The sequence below is a fragment of the Microcystis sp. M53598_WE2 genome, from assembly GCF_030067735.1.
GTDB classification, from domain to species: domain Bacteria; phylum Cyanobacteriota; class Cyanobacteriia; order Cyanobacteriales; family Microcystaceae; genus Microcystis; species Microcystis aeruginosa.
In genome coordinates this window covers 1-13,740 of the sequence record NZ_JASJFE010000884.1, presented here as the reverse complement: position 1 = coordinate 13,740, position 13,740 = coordinate 1, and the positions used below count along the sequence as shown (strand labels likewise).

At 43.4% G+C, this 13,740-nt stretch carries 14 protein-coding genes; 6 read left to right on the top strand and 8 right to left on the bottom strand.

Annotated elements, in window-relative coordinates:
• Positions 1 to 558, bottom strand: a 558-nt coding sequence (locus tag PX636_RS18015; protein WP_288118157.1) for a hypothetical protein, incomplete at its 3' end; no start/stop codon positions are given.
• A gap of 58 nt (positions 559 to 616) precedes the next feature.
• On the opposite strand from PX636_RS18015, the gene rnc reads away from it, so the two are divergent.
• Positions 617 to 1,297 carry a ribonuclease III gene (gene rnc / locus PX636_RS18010; protein ID WP_288118155.1) on the top strand — a complete coding sequence of 227 codons (681 nt, stop codon included), beginning with the start codon at positions 617 to 619 and terminating at the stop codon, positions 1,295 to 1,297.
• A 220-nt stretch (positions 1,298 to 1,517) separates the two neighbouring features.
• On the opposite strand, the gene PX636_RS18005 is transcribed toward rnc, so the two are convergent.
• Complete coding sequence (locus PX636_RS18005) at positions 1,518 to 2,297, bottom strand: Crp/Fnr family transcriptional regulator (protein WP_002797972.1); 780 nt, start codon at positions 2,295 to 2,297, stop codon at positions 1,518 to 1,520.
• A 170-nt stretch (positions 2,298 to 2,467) separates the two neighbouring features.
• Between PX636_RS18005 and PX636_RS18000 the strand changes: the two genes are divergently transcribed.
• The 5 genes from PX636_RS18000 to PX636_RS17980 all read left to right on the top strand — a co-directional run bounded on the left by PX636_RS18000 (position 2,468) and on the right by PX636_RS17980 (position 6,731).
• On the top strand, positions 2,468 to 3,511 hold the full coding sequence (locus PX636_RS18000; protein ID WP_002797971.1) for a sulfate ABC transporter substrate-binding protein: 1,044 nt from the start codon (positions 2,468 to 2,470) through the stop codon (positions 3,509 to 3,511).
• 11 nt (positions 3,512 to 3,522) lie between these two features.
• Positions 3,523 to 3,864 (top strand): NIL domain-containing protein, encoded by a 342-nt coding sequence (locus PX636_RS17995; RefSeq protein ID WP_002768372.1) that lies wholly within the window; start codon positions 3,523 to 3,525, stop codon positions 3,862 to 3,864.
• Positions 3,865 to 3,883: 19 nt separating this feature from the next.
• On the top strand, positions 3,884 to 4,726 hold the full coding sequence (gene cysT / locus PX636_RS17990) for a sulfate ABC transporter permease subunit CysT (protein WP_002797970.1): 843 nt from the start codon (positions 3,884 to 3,886) through the stop codon (positions 4,724 to 4,726).
• A 41-nt stretch (positions 4,727 to 4,767) separates the two neighbouring features.
• Entirely contained in the window at positions 4,768 to 5,610 is an 843-nt protein-coding gene (gene cysW / locus PX636_RS17985) for a sulfate ABC transporter permease subunit CysW (RefSeq protein WP_002797969.1), read from the top strand.
• 80 nt (positions 5,611 to 5,690) lie between these two features.
• On the top strand, positions 5,691 to 6,731 hold the full coding sequence (locus PX636_RS17980) for a sulfate/molybdate ABC transporter ATP-binding protein (RefSeq protein WP_287107392.1): 1,041 nt from the start codon (positions 5,691 to 5,693) through the stop codon (positions 6,729 to 6,731).
• Between the two features lie 46 nt (positions 6,732 to 6,777).
• On the opposite strand, the gene PX636_RS17975 is transcribed toward PX636_RS17980, so the two are convergent.
• The 6 genes from PX636_RS17975 to PX636_RS17950 form a co-directional block, all read right to left on the bottom strand.
• On the bottom strand, positions 6,778 to 8,004 hold the full coding sequence (locus PX636_RS17975; protein WP_288118150.1) for an HsdM family class I SAM-dependent methyltransferase: 1,227 nt from the start codon (positions 8,002 to 8,004) through the stop codon (positions 6,778 to 6,780).
• A 32-nt stretch (positions 8,005 to 8,036) separates the two neighbouring features.
• Positions 8,037 to 8,441: a type I restriction-modification system subunit M N-terminal domain-containing protein gene (locus PX636_RS17970; protein WP_288118148.1), complete on the bottom strand. Its 405-nt coding sequence runs from the start codon at positions 8,439 to 8,441 to the stop codon at positions 8,037 to 8,039.
• 18 nt (positions 8,442 to 8,459) lie between these two features.
• Positions 8,460 to 8,693: a DUF2283 domain-containing protein gene (locus PX636_RS17965; protein ID WP_147069132.1), complete on the bottom strand. Its 234-nt coding sequence runs from the start codon at positions 8,691 to 8,693 to the stop codon at positions 8,460 to 8,462.
• Positions 8,694 to 8,802: 109 nt separating this feature from the next.
• Positions 8,803 to 10,032: a restriction endonuclease subunit S gene (locus PX636_RS17960; protein WP_288118146.1), complete on the bottom strand. Its 1,230-nt coding sequence runs from the start codon at positions 10,030 to 10,032 to the stop codon at positions 8,803 to 8,805.
• 55 nt (positions 10,033 to 10,087) lie between these two features.
• Complete coding sequence (locus PX636_RS17955; protein WP_288118145.1) at positions 10,088 to 12,439, bottom strand: DEAD/DEAH box helicase family protein; 2,352 nt, start codon at positions 12,437 to 12,439, stop codon at positions 10,088 to 10,090.
• 167 nt (positions 12,440 to 12,606) lie between these two features.
• Positions 12,607 to 13,740, bottom strand: a 1,134-nt coding sequence (locus PX636_RS17950) for a HEAT repeat domain-containing protein (RefSeq protein WP_288118143.1), incomplete at its 5' end; no start/stop codon positions are given.

The following is a 13,740-nucleotide window of genomic DNA, read 5'->3' as shown; positions in this document are numbered from 1 at the left end:
TTGCAGCCTCTGGATTTTCCTTTCTCTCCCCTCCCCAGTTCTGAAAAGATACTTAATAGAGCCGTAGATTAACAACATTGTCGTTAAAGTCATGGCCATAATTAGGGGGGCAATTTTGGCTAACCAGAAAGCCACGAAGATTATGCCGATTCCGTCAGCGAGTAAGATGGGTAAACGTGGCCCTATGCCATGGTCAATAATTTTTCCCGTGCTTGGCTGCAGTTGAATTTTGGCTAAACAATGAAACCAAATTTGACTGACTAAAACTATTAAAGCTCCCCATCCTATCCAGAGGGCAGCCACATAAAAGCCCGACAATTCTAAAACAATTGTACTAATTGTAACCATAAAAAAGCGATCGAGGCGAGGATCGCTGGTTTTTTGCTGAAATTGGGCAATTTCTCCCAAGTCCACCGCCGCCATGCGTGCCTGTTCCATGCACATCACCAGGGTCCCTAGGGCAAGAATAGCAGCGGATAGGTTTTCCGGTGAGAATATTTGGGAGATTATGCCTAAACTAGCTGGAAAAAACAGTAAAAAAAGGATCGTTCGTCTCATCTATTCGGGGTGGGGTCGGATTAAGATAAGAAATGCTCTTGACTTGATCATTTCTGTAATGTCTTGTTTGCCTCCTTTTCAAAATGCTCTCCTTCTCACCCAAGCTTTAACCCATCGTTCCTATGTTAATGAACAGTCCCAATTGACGGAAAATAACGAGCGCCTAGAATTTTTGGGCGATGCGATTTTGGCTTTTTTGGTGGGCGAACTTTTGTATCAAAAATATCCCGCCATGAACGAGGCAGAATTAACCCGTTTGCGGTCAAATTTGGTCAAAGAAGAACAATTAGCGCAATTAGGCATCGAAATCGGCCTGGGGGAGTTAATGCGTTTAGGCAAGGGGGCAATTAAAGATCGGGGGCGATCGAATCCTACCCTATTAGCGGACACTTTTGAAGCGATAATTGGGGCTTATTATCTAGATTCGGGGTTAAATGCGGTTAAAAACTATCTGCACGGGCTTTTTATCCCTGTAGCCTCTCATTTAGTCTCTCAACAATCGGAATCGTCATCTTTTATCGATGCTAAAAATCTCTTTCAACAGTGGGCCCTGGCCAATTTTGCCTCTAATCCAGAATATGCGATCATTGATGTGACAGGACCCCCCCACGCTAGGGAATTTACTGCCGAAGTGCGGGTTAATAACCTTCTCTACGGTACAGGTAAAGGTAAACGGAAACAGGATGCCACCAAAGCGGCTGCCGAAGATGCCTTAAAGCGCTGTCAATTGCAAGGGTAAATAGGGTTTGCGGCAAAAAGTTTTGCGTGGGGGCAGGGTGTGGGGTGTGGGGTGTAGGGTGTAGGGTTTTACCGATTTTGAGGAGGTCAATTACCTAATTTTCGGGGAAAAAGTGCCTAAATTTCCCCCCCGATCACTCCAAGGGCTGGTACTTTTTGATGGGAAAAAAGTCTAAAATTTTTATCCAACAAAGTTTTTAGATTTATTCAGCAAATTCCACTTATCTTAGGGGCCACCAATTAACTTTATCCCGGGTGGCACTGTACACTTCTTTTAAACCCTCGGCATCTAGTACCCGAATTAAATCCCCCGTCGATTCTGAGGCAATTAATCCCACGGTTTGCAATCCTTTTAATACCTGTTCGACGGTGCGTTGATTGAGTTGACAAGCGCGAGCAATCACATCGACGGATAGATCAAAAGTATAGATATTTTCGGCATCTGGTTGACTGCCTAATTCTCTTTCTTGATAGATTAAAGCTCTGAGTAAAGTGGCTACAGCTTGGGGTGGATAGCTACTGCAATTAAGCAAATGATACTCGAATTTTTGCTGTAATTCAAATAACAAACAGTACCGTTGACGAAAACTTTGGTTATCGTTGTAAATCTTTTCTAGTGCCGATAAGGGAATTTTCAGGACGTGGGTAGTTTTATAGGATTCCACCAAACAGGGAAAGGCGCGACTGGCTAAACCATAACTAAAGGGTAAACTCCTCATGCCAAAACAGCCACCGGGGTAGCTAATGGCAATAATCCGGTCGAGGGGAGTGCTGCGGACGACGATTACACCCTCATCCAAAATCACATACAAAACATCTAGAAATTCATCGGGGAGAAAAGCCGTATAGACGGGACGATTGGAAAATAGCGTCTCTAGCTTGAGATTGTCGGCATCGAGATACTGACTTAACCAAGCTTCCTCTAGTCCGCGAAAGAGAAAACTCTGGTTAATCAGTTGTTGTAGGAGGGTTGTTTTTTTGGCCTTGACGCTCTTGCCCATAGTCTCAAACCTAGATGTAGCACTGATTCCATCTTCTCACAGTTTCCCTTGTTATCACCTTATTCCCAATTTGTTTTATAAATGTATTGAAATTTTGTTTCCTGTGCTGTAGGATTAAACTACGCCTAAAAACAGATACAACCTTAGAGTAAATCTTAGGAGCGCCGCCGATGCAGTCATCCCAGTCTTGTTTATCCCTACTAATGGCAACTGTCCTGACGGGGGGGATGCTGGTATCCTGCACCCCATCCCCCACCAATAGCGGCAATGACAGCCAAAAACCCGTGACTGTGACGCTTGTTTCCTATGCTGTCACCCAAAGTGCCTACGAAAAAATCATTCCCAAATTTGTCGAGGAATGGCAACAAAAAACGGGGCAAAAGGTAACTTTTGAACAGAGTTATGGTGGTTCCGGTTCCCAAACTCGTGCCGTTATCGATGGTTTAGAAGCGGATGTGGTAGCGTTGGCTTTAGCTTTGGATACCAAGAAAATTGAGCAAGCGGGATTAATTCAACCCGGTTGGGAAAAAGAAGCAACCAATGACTCTATTGTTCATAAATCTGTAGTGGCTTTTGTTCCTCGTGATGCCAATATTAAAATTAATAAATGGTCAGATTTAGCCAAGGATAATATTAAAGTTATTACCGCTAATCCCAAGACTTCTGGCGGAGCGCGCTGGAATTTTCTCGCTCTTTGGGGTTCGGTGACGCAAGCGGGAGGCAGTGAACAAGCGGCGCAAACTTTTGTCGAAAAAGTGTTTAAAAATGCGCCAGTTTTACCTAGAGATGCTCGCGAATCTAGTGATGTATTTTTTAAACAAGGCCAGGGAAATGTGCTGATTAATTACGAAAATGAGATGATTCTCGCTAACCAAAAAGGCGAGAAGTTGTCCTACACTGTTCCCACCGATTACAATATTTCTATTGATAATCCCGTGGCGGTTGTTGATGCCAATGTGGATAAAAAAGGTACGAGAAAAGTGGCTGAGGCTTTTGTGCAGTTTTTATTTACTCCCGCAGCCCAAAGAGAATTTGCTCAGGTGGGGTTTCGTCCCGTTGAACCGACGGTATTTAAAGAGTTTGAGAGTAAATTTCCTCAGATAAAAAATCTCTTTACCGTGCAGGATTTAGGCGGTTGGGATAAAGTACAAAAGCAATTCTTTGATGATGGAGCCTTGTTCGATAAAATTCTGACTAAAGCTGGTAAATCCTAAGGAGAAAAACCATGGATAATCAACCTCAATGGCAAACTATTAATCATCCCCAAAGTGACTTACATCTCGATCAATCAGGACTCGATCGCCCCACGTCCCGAAGAATAAAAATTCGGATTCCTAAACAATATATTAACGAGCCAATTATAGCACGTTTAGGGTCTTTTCCTGGTCTAAAAGTGAATATATTTTCCGCTTTGTTAGCGGCAAATAATAATCAAGATGGCTGGTTCGATCTACAACTACAAGGCAACTCCCAAGGGATAGAAAATGCCCTTTCCTATCTGGCAGATTTAGATGTAGAAGTTTGGTATGATTCAGCACAAGTTCTTGAAGAAGCGGACAATTGGTAATCTCTAGCAATAATAAACAATGGCTAACCCACAATTATCTTTATCTCCCAGTCAACCCCTGAAAAAAGTTTCTATTCCTTGGGTAATTACCATTAGTTATCTAGTGGTTTTGTTGGTTTTACCAGCAGCGGCACTATTTGCTAAATCCCTAACTCTTGGTTTTGCTGAATTTTGGCGTGTTGCCACTTTACCGATTTCTTTATCCGCTTACCAAGTCACTTTTTTTACTTCCTTAATCGCCGGATTAATTGACGGAGTTTTTGGCACTATTATCGCTTGGGTATTAGTGCGTTATCGATTCCCGGGTAAAAAAATTGTCGATGCTTGTGTAGATTTGCCCTTTGCTTTACCCACTTCTGTTGCCGGTTTAGTCCTAGCCACAGTTTACAGTGATAACGGTTGGCTCGGTCAATTTTTTGCCCCCTTTGGCATTAAGATATCCTTTACCATTTTAGGGGTTTTTGTGGCGATGTTATTTATCGCTTTACCCTTTATTGTCCGCACCCTACAGCCGGTTTTACAGGAAATGGAAAAAGAAGTAGAAGAAGCGGCTTTATCCCTCGGTGCTTCCTCTTGGCAAATCTTTTGGCGAGTGATTTTTCCCACAATACTACCCGCTATTTTAACAGGAGTTGCCCTCGGTTTTGCCAGAGCGATCGGTGAATATGGTTCCGTAGTTATTATCTCCTCTAATATTCCCTTTAAGGATTTAATTGCCCCAGTTTTAATCTTCCAAAGACTAGAGGAATATGATTACACGGGGGCAACAGTAATCGGCATGGTTTTATTACTGGTTTCTTTGTTCATGTTAGTAGTAATTAATTTCCTGCAGCAATGGGGGCAAAAATACAGAGTTAAGTAAAGAGTAAAAAATATTAGGGTATAACTGGAGACAGATCAAAAATGCTGAGTCTAAAAAAATCAACTAAACCGAAAGAGTGGGATTACAAACCCCTACTAATTATCATCGCCCTTGTTTATCTGGCACTATTATTATTTATTCCAGCAGCGGCAGTATTTTACTATGCTTTTCGCAATGGATTCCAAGCTTTTTTAGAAGCGGCGGGAACTTCTGACTTTATCGAAGCGGTGAAATTAACAGTAATTATTGCCCTAATTACTGTACCTTTAAACACAATTTTTGGACTTTGTGCAGCTTGGGTAATTGCTCGCAATCAATTTCGTGGCAAAACTTTATTAATTAGTTTAATTGACTTACCTTTTGCCGTTTCTCCCGTGGTAGCGGGTTTAATGATTGTACTGCTCTATGGGCGCAATGGTTGGTTAGGTTCTTTCCTAGAATTTTTCGATATAAAAATACTTTTTGCTTTACCCGGAATGGTATTAGCAACTATATTTGTTACTATGCCTTTTGTCGCTAGAGAAGTTATCCCAGTCTTAGAAGAAATTGGCTTGGAACAAGAGGAAGCGGGGCGCACTTTAGGGGCAAGTGATTGGCAGATTTTCTGGCGCATAACTTTACCCAATATTCGTTGGGGATTGATGTACGGAGTGCTGTTAACTAATGCCCGGGCGATGGGAGAATTTGGGGCGGTTTCTGTGGTTTCTGGCAGTATTTTAGGGAGAACTGCTACCCTGCCAATTTTCGTAGAACAGGCCTATAAAAATTATCTAACTCCTGCCGCTTTTAGTGCGGCTGCTATTCTCGCCTTACTAGCGGGAGTTACTTTAATTATCAAAGAAATTCTCGAACGTAAAACCGCCCACAAAATTCACACTACCTAACTACAATTAACCTAAAAATATGAGCGGGCGTTGGGTTTCATGCTTCAACCCAACCTACGTTCTACAAAAAACCTAAAAATATGAGTATTACCATCCAGCAAGTTTCTAAACGTTTCGGCAATTTTCAGGCTTTAGATAATATCAGTTTAACCATTCCTGAAGGTAAATTAGTCGCCCTCCTCGGACCATCGGGATCGGGAAAATCCACCTTATTACGTTCAATTGCCGGATTAGAAACTCCCGACAGTGGCGCGATTATCATTAACGGACAAGATACCACCCATGTGGATCCTAGACGGAGAAATATCGGCTTTGTTTTTCAACATTATGCCCTATTTAAACATTTAACTGTCCGTCAAAATATTGCTTTTGGTCTAGAAATTCGCCAGCAAAAATCCCCAGTAATTAAGAAAAAAGTTGAGGAATTATTAGAATTAATTCAATTACAAGGATTAGGCGATCGCTATCCCGCCCAATTATCGGGAGGACAACGGCAGCGAGTAGCTTTAGCCCGCGCTTTAGCCATTCAACCGAATGTATTATTATTAGATGAACCCTTTGGAGCTTTAGATGCAAAAGTCAGAAAAGAATTAAGGGTATGGCTGAGAAATTTACATAAAGAAGTTCACGTTACCAGTGTTTTTGTTACCCACGATCAAGAGGAAGCAATGGAAGTAGCCGATACGATTGTCGTGATGAATCATGGTAAAATTGAACAGGTGGGTTCTCCCGCCGAAATTTACGATCATCCGGCCACAGCTTTTGTGATGCAATTTATTGGGGAAGTGAATATCTTACCTAATCTAGCGGGATTAGGAAATGGACATCATCCGGGTGATAATTCCACCGTTTTTATCCGTCCCCACGACCTGGAAATTATGCCCGAACAAGATGGTTTGAATAGTTGGGCAGTGGTAAAAAGAGTTATTCATTTAGGCTGGGAAATACAAGTAGAATTAATGTTAGCCGATGGGGAAATGGTGGTGGCTTATCTCAATCGTGAGGAATACAAGCAATTACAGTTACAACCAGAACAAACGGTACATTTAAAACCGAGAAAAGCGACCTTACTCACTGATTTTGACAATAAAAGTGAGAAAGTTATCGATTACTCAATTTAAAAACTCTAGGTTTATTAAAAATTTTTCATAAAGCTGTAAGTGACCTTCACCGCTCCCACTTTCTCAGCACTGATAGAGTTAGAGCAACTTCTTTACCTTTCTCCTCAATAAAATCTAGCAATTCCTTGGCGGTGCTTTTATCTTCATCTACTTTGGTGTTAAGATTGACAGCCTTGAGGTCAAAGTTTTTGGCTTCGATTTCTTCACGGGTGACTGTCCAACTCCTCTCACTATCTTCTCGGTTGGGTAATAGTTCTAGAAACTCCTGAAAGTGATTCATCATCAGGGGTTTGCGCTTGGTAACTTTGACATCGGACAGGTCATAATACCAGATTTTTTCAGTGGGTTTGCCTTTAGTAAAAAAGAGGATGTTAGCTTTGACTCCCCCACCGGCAGCCACAAAAGTCCCCGCGGGCAAACTAACGATACACCAGAGGTTACAGTCGTTTAATAGTTTTCGTTTGCTCTGGACAAAGGCATTTTCATTGGTGCGAAATAACACCCCTTCATCTAAGACGATGCCGCAGCGTCCCCCCGGTTTCAAACTGTCGATAACGTGCTGTAAAAATAGGACTTGAGTAGCACTGGTTTTATAGGCAAATTGTGCCTGTACGGTCCTGTGTTCTTTGCCGCCAAAGGGGGGGTTAGTGAGGATAATATCGAACTGGGGCGGAGCATCTTGGAACAGGTCGCCATAGATGACTTCTCGGTTTAAGGTGTTGCCGTGCCAGAGGTGGGGGTAATCGATGCCGTGTAGGACTAAATTAGCGAGGGCAATGGGGTAGATGAGGTTCTCTTTTTCCCTTCCGTAAAAGGTTTTTAGTTTGATGGTTTCTAGCTGTTCGGGGGTGATGTCATCTGCTAGGAAATCGCGGATGTATTCGTAGGATTGGGCCAGGAATCCGCCCGTGCCGCAGCAGGGGTCATAGATGGTTTCTCCTACTTGGGGGGCGATGGCTTTGACCATTGCCCGGATGACTTCCCGGGGGGTAAAGAATTGACCGCCATCGTTGTTTTTTTCTCCCATTTTCAACAGCAATCCCTCGTAAACTTGGGAGATGGGGAAGATGTGGGTAGGGTCAATGTAGTCGATTTCGTGGATTTTATCGAGGATGTCTAACAGGTTGGTTTCGGTGTCGATGCGGACTCGTTCGACACTGGATATGACCTCACTGATAATTTTTTGGCGGGGGGTGGCTTGGGGTTTGTTTTTGAGACTTTTGAGGTAGGGAATGACTTCTTCATTAGACCTCTTGCATAAATCCGAAAACAAACGATAGAAACAATAATGGGAGGGACTTTGAGTTAATTATTTATTAGTAGTTGATAATCTTCAAAAATGTTGCTGTACAAGGATCGACTTAAGACTTTTGCAAGAGGTCTATTGACAAAGGGCAGAAATTGACCCATTTGCCCCATTTGCAGGTTAAGGCGGCGGTTGCCTTCAGGGTTGGCCCAATCTCGCCAACGGTAGGGTTCGGGGATGGAATCGGCAAAAGAGTCCCCCACGGCTTCCGCTTCTTCCGCTTCTCGCTGTTCGGTGTCGTCAAGAATTTTGAGGAACAGTAGCCAACTGAGTTCGGGGACGTACTGTAATGCCCCCGCACAGTTGGAACGCCGCATGATGTCGCAGATGCCTTTGATGTAGCTGTTAAGTCCCTGTTGGGTGGTGAAGGTTTTACCGTTGTCGTTGCTGTTTTTTTTAGCCATTGAGTTTACCTAATTTGTCTAACCTGCCAAGCGGAGATTGGCGATGAGGGGGAGTTGGAGTTCGTTGTTTTCTTGCAGTCTTTGAGAAAAGAATAGGATTTCTAGGTTTTCGATTTCTTCGGTTTGGGGGTTGACTCTCACAATAATATCATCTCCTAATTCTTCTGATTCTTGTTCGGGATAGGGAGCGCATTTATTGATATAGAGAATGTCTCCCGTTGGGTCATATTTGATAATTAGGTTTTCTGTCATTTAGTAAAATAATAGCGATTTTCTTCTGATTCGGTACGAGGTATGAACAGTATTTGGTTTAAGTTTGTCCATGCTTGCTGTGTTTTTTCTATGTCTATTGTTTGCATAACTATAATTCTCCCTTAAAAGCGCGGCTCAATAAGACGGCGGGGAGTTTATTGATGGTGTCGAGTTGCTCTTTTAAGTTCTGTTTTAGTCGTTCCACTTCCTGCATTTGTTCGGTTAGAGTTGAGGCGATTTGTTTTTGCTGAGATAAAGTTGGAAAGACAACCCAAAAATCTCGAATATTTTTCATAGATAAACTCTGCTGTGCTGTGCTTTCGTTAATATCTCTGATTTGTCGTTGGAATTCAGAAGAATGAATTAATCTCGTTAAAAATTGACAATCAATTAATTCTGCATTTGGTGTTATTCTAGCTATATTAGGAGCGCAATAAAACATATCATTTTTATCAATCCAAGTTGCTTCACCTATATTTGCTCCGATAAATGTCATTACAATATCTCCAGAGTCCAATTTTGAACGTGATAAATATGAAGCTACGTCTTCAGTTATTTTTACAAAATTACTAAGATCAAGTCCTGTATTCCGAACATTTTGGGCGCGTAAAGCGATATATTTTCCATCAGGATTATAATTGACATACTTCGTGTATTCAAAGCCAGCTAATTTCGTAACTCTGCACACATCTCCTAACTTTCTCCTCTCCCAAGAATTAGCCTCCTCACTTTCAAAAACAGCCCGAAGATAGGCAGCAGGTAAAGCCTTGGCAGCTTCTAACTGTGCTTCTGTTGCTTTTCGTGCCTTTTCTACCGCTTCCATCTGTTCATTAAGAATGGCGGCGATTCGTTTTTGTTCGCTTAGGGGTGGGAGGGGGATTTCAAATATAGTTAATTGGGATTTAGATATCTCTTGAAAAGTTGTTCCTTTTCCTATAGATTTAAGTACAGGAATAGATAATTTGAGCCAGAAATATAGAAACCATGTATCTATTTTTTCAGTAACCACTAAACTTTTACATCCCTGATTAGTACACAAGGGAATGTTAGCTATTCCAATATAACCGATAGGAGCGCGACTAGAAATAATAACAGAATTTGTGGGAACAATTTCTGTATTACAACTTTGATAACCAGATTTTGTAATTTTCCTGGCAGCATCGGTAATTAATGAACTGGACAACTTACCTAAATCAGTAGGTGTAATCCAAATAATATCACCATTCCAATATTCTTCAATTGTTGAACTAGGTGTAGAGCCATTAACAATTTTACAAACATCCCCTAACTTTACCCACTGCCAACCATCGGGCAACTGCCGATCATTTTCCTGACTCATAATAACTCCCTTGCCCAATCATAAACATTCAAATACCAATCCCCAATTAAAAACCCTAAGCGGCAAACAATCTTATCTTAGTTTCCTGTATGATCTCAGAGGGTTTACCTACTAACTTTAACGCCGACAAACCCCCAGCCTTAGTCACTTCCGGCACTTGAAAAATGAGCTTATTTTCTAATCCTTCCGTCCCCGACTTAGCAAACTGAGAAGCGATCGCCCTCACTGTCGCCGCCGTTTCTTCTGGCATTTCGCGTAACCAATCCTCCTGTTTATAACTAAAAGCTTCCGCCCTTTCCAAACGAGTCAGACGGTGCAAACCATAACCCAACTCTCCCAAAACATCAAATAAATCGCAAGCTTCCAACTCATCTAGTGTCCTAATTATACTTGCCGATCGCCCCCCATCGGGCAGTATTTGTAATAACCTCCCCCGCTCCTCCGGCTGAACCCAAATTGAACGAAATAAAGTCAAATTAGTCACCTGATTAACCAAGGATTCCGCCAGCCTCTCTCGATACTCTTCTACCGTTATCGGCTTCGTTTCTCCGTCCACCGTCGTCAGAATATAGCGCCCCACCGGAGTAATATTTACCTCAAACCCCTCAACGGAGATAACCAGGCGTTGCTGCCTTTCCTTTGGTTCCGCCGCCGTCCCCTTTTTGGTGGCTAACTTATCGAGAAACTTCTCCCCAAATAAACGGGTAGCATTAGTGTAGTCATACACCCGAAACATTAACTTATTAGTGGGTAGATCCAACCGCGTCCCCCGCCCTACCATTTGATAAAAACTAATGGGAGAATTGACATATTTAAAAAAGACAATATTTCTCACATTGGGGACATCGACGCCGGTGGTTAAAAGATCTACCGTCGTCGCGACAAAATGGGAACGGGAACTGCCCTTTAAATCCGGCAAATAGTCATTACCCGAAGATTTGGCCGTACACTTGAAAGCATAATAATCCTTCGGCTTTTCCCCCTTAGCGGCACACCAACGAGCATAGAGATTATTCATCTCAATGGCTACAGCATCAGCATGGCGGTCATTAACACAGAAGATAATCGTTTTCTGTTCCACTTCCCCCGTTGTTAAGAAATGATTAAATAAATCCCCCGCCATCGCCATCACACGGTCAGGGAGCAAAATTAACCGCTCATAACTGGTTTTCTCGTACATTTCCCTAATTTCTGCCTCTGGGATGGGCTGTCCCGTGTTGGCATCAAGGGGATTTCTGCTGATGACCTCCTCCACTGTAATGCCCGTGTCATCGAGGTTGATGGCGCTCCTAACAATTTCGCAGGCGGCAAGATAGCCATCCTCTATCCCTTGTCCGATGTCGTATTCATAGACGGGTTCGCCAAAATAGGCCATATTATCGGCGGTGATTTGTCTATCGGCTTCTGATTCGGGCGAGTCTTCTGTAAACTCCAATTCCCGGGGAGTTGCCGTCAACCCCACCTGTACCGCTTCACTGTTGCGGGTGAGAACTTGCGACCACTTACCCCAAGCGGAACGGTGACACTCATCGATGATGATATGGCTGAAATAATTTTCCGGGTAATGGGTGGTTAAAAAATTCCCCATGTCCTCTTCCTTGTCCACATTCAGGGTTTGATAGGTGGCAATTAAAACACGGGCATTCTTGTGGGGTTGGTTCTTTTCTACTTCCGCCGCATCGGAACCGAAAGCAATTTGCAAAGCCGCCGCCCCCTGGGTTCTCAACTCATCGCGATCGCAGACAAATAACGCCCGTCGCAACTGTCCGGCATCTGCTATTTTTCGCAGTAGGTTACAGGCGATAAAAGTCTTACCCGCGCCCGTTGCCAGGGTTAGAAGGACTCGCGCCGGGGAGCCTGTTTGCTGGCAGCGGGCAATTTTTTCCAAAGCAGCGCGGATGGCAGCATCTTGGTAGTAACGCCGTCCTCCTTCTCCCCCCTTATAGGGAGTCAGCAGGGGACGGGCGACCTCCTCTGCTAGGCTGAAGCCTACATACTGCTCGTATCTCCCCCTCAGTTCGGCCGGGGTAGGAAATTGGCTGAGGGGTTGAGGGGCTGAAGTTATATTCGTCGTGCGATCGTATTCGACAAAAAGATGACCGTTACAGGAGTACACAAACGGTACATTTAACCCTTTGGCATAGCGTTTAACCTGTTCTAAGCCTTCAGTGGGGGGCGCATCTTCCTTTTTTGCTTCTATTAGGGCGACGGCTAAGGGTTGGCTGTCGCTACTGACGGCCACTCGCAGGGTGTAATCAATCCTTCCCCTGGCGCGTTCGGCTTCCCCATCGATAATTTGAATTGCCCCCGGGGTTTCTTCTCGCTTGAGACAATCCTCGGTCCATCCTCTTTGATGCAGGACGGGGTCAATTAATTTGGCTCTGGTGTCTGTTTCTCCTAATCCCATGGTTCTCTCAAGACAGTAAACAGATAACTGATAAGTAGGGAGGCACAATTATTTGTAGGATGGGTTAGCGGTAGCGTAACCCATGCGGGGGTTGGGTTTCATGCTTCAACCCAACCTACGTTCTAATGACTGATAACTGATAACTGATAACTGATAACTCAGGTTAACTAACTATTTTTCGCCTCTAATTTGGTCAAACGACTTTTAAGTTCCTGATTTTCCTGTTTCATTTTTTCTAATTCCTCGCGAATTTCCTGAATTGCTTTCTCGGAACCTAATTTTTTCTGGACTTTTTGTACTGCTTCCTCCGCTACACGACGGACGCGACCATCGGGAGTTCGATCGCTCAAAGCTTGTAAAATAACGATAGCTTTGGCATTTTCTATCTGTCCTAAAGCGTTACACACTGCCACTTGCGTCAAGAAAAAAGTTTCCTTGGCAATGGTTTCTAAACGTTCCAAAATTACGGTTAATTTATCCGTGGTTTGTCCGGAAGAAATCGCTCCCAGGGCGCGGATAGCCCCTAATCTCAGGGGTTGAGGCGTGCCTAAAGCTGTGTAGGTCAAAATTGACTCCAAAGCCGCCGGCGAGGTTTTTAACTGGCTTAAACCCCCAATTGCGCCCGCTCTTACTACCTCATTCCACCCCTTTCTTAACTGTAAAATATGATTGAGCAGGTCAATAATTTCCCCTTCTTTATTTTGCAATTGTCCCACGGCCATGGAGCCTAATCCTCGCGCCGCGGCCGCTTCCACATAATAACTAGCATCTCCAGCTTCTAGTAGGGATTTAAGCGCGTGATAACTATCTAAGGTTTTAATTTCACTTAATCCCTCGACAACTGCCCGACGTACTTGTGCTTTTTCGTCGTTTAAACCTTTAATTAAAGCAGTAACCGCCTGATCTAAACCAAGAGTTGCTAACTGTTTGGCCACCTCCACACGCACCCCCCAAAAAGGCTCATTTTCTAGGGATGTCCCTAAAGCTTCGATCGCTTCTAAACCGCCTTTTTTAGCAATGGCTATGGCTGCATAGATACGGGAAATTGGATCGGGATCCTGTTGTAATTGCGCTTTTAATTCACCGATGGGATACTCAAGAGTGACGGTTTTGAGGAAATTATTACCCCGATCGAACTTGACAAAATCGGGCTTTTGTGCTAGGGGAAAATAGAAACTTTGTTCTTTTTGGTGAATCCGCAGATTGTAGGTAATATCCTCAGAGTTGAGATAGGCAAAAGCGACGGGAATTTTCAAGTCGAATAGTTCTTTTTCGTCCTGGGTTTGGGTGACAGTTAATTG

Excerpts from the sequence above, each read along its gene's own strand:
- rnc (WP_288118155.1), top strand. The coding sequence starts at position 617 with ATGTCTTGTTTGCCTCCTTTTCAAAATGCTCTCCTTCTCACCCAAGCT.
- PX636_RS18005 (WP_002797972.1), bottom strand. The coding sequence starts at position 2,297 with ATGGGCAAGAGCGTCAAGGCCAAAAAAACAACCCTCCTACAACAACTG.
- PX636_RS18000 (WP_002797971.1), top strand. The coding sequence starts at position 2,468 with ATGCAGTCATCCCAGTCTTGTTTATCCCTACTAATGGCAACTGTCCTG.
- PX636_RS17995 (WP_002768372.1), top strand. The coding sequence starts at position 3,523 with ATGGATAATCAACCTCAATGGCAAACTATTAATCATCCCCAAAGTGAC.
- cysT (WP_002797970.1), top strand. The coding sequence starts at position 3,884 with ATGGCTAACCCACAATTATCTTTATCTCCCAGTCAACCCCTGAAAAAA.
- cysW (WP_002797969.1), top strand. The coding sequence starts at position 4,768 with ATGCTGAGTCTAAAAAAATCAACTAAACCGAAAGAGTGGGATTACAAA.
- PX636_RS17980 (WP_287107392.1), top strand. The coding sequence starts at position 5,691 with ATGAGTATTACCATCCAGCAAGTTTCTAAACGTTTCGGCAATTTTCAG.
- PX636_RS17970 (WP_288118148.1), bottom strand. The coding sequence starts at position 8,441 with ATGGCTAAAAAAAACAGCAACGACAACGGTAAAACCTTCACCACCCAA.
- PX636_RS17965 (WP_147069132.1), bottom strand. The coding sequence starts at position 8,693 with ATGACAGAAAACCTAATTATCAAATATGACCCAACGGGAGACATTCTC.
- PX636_RS17960 (WP_288118146.1), bottom strand. The coding sequence starts at position 10,032 with ATGAGTCAGGAAAATGATCGGCAGTTGCCCGATGGTTGGCAGTGGGTA.
- PX636_RS17955 (WP_288118145.1), bottom strand. The coding sequence starts at position 12,439 with ATGGGATTAGGAGAAACAGACACCAGAGCCAAATTAATTGACCCCGTC.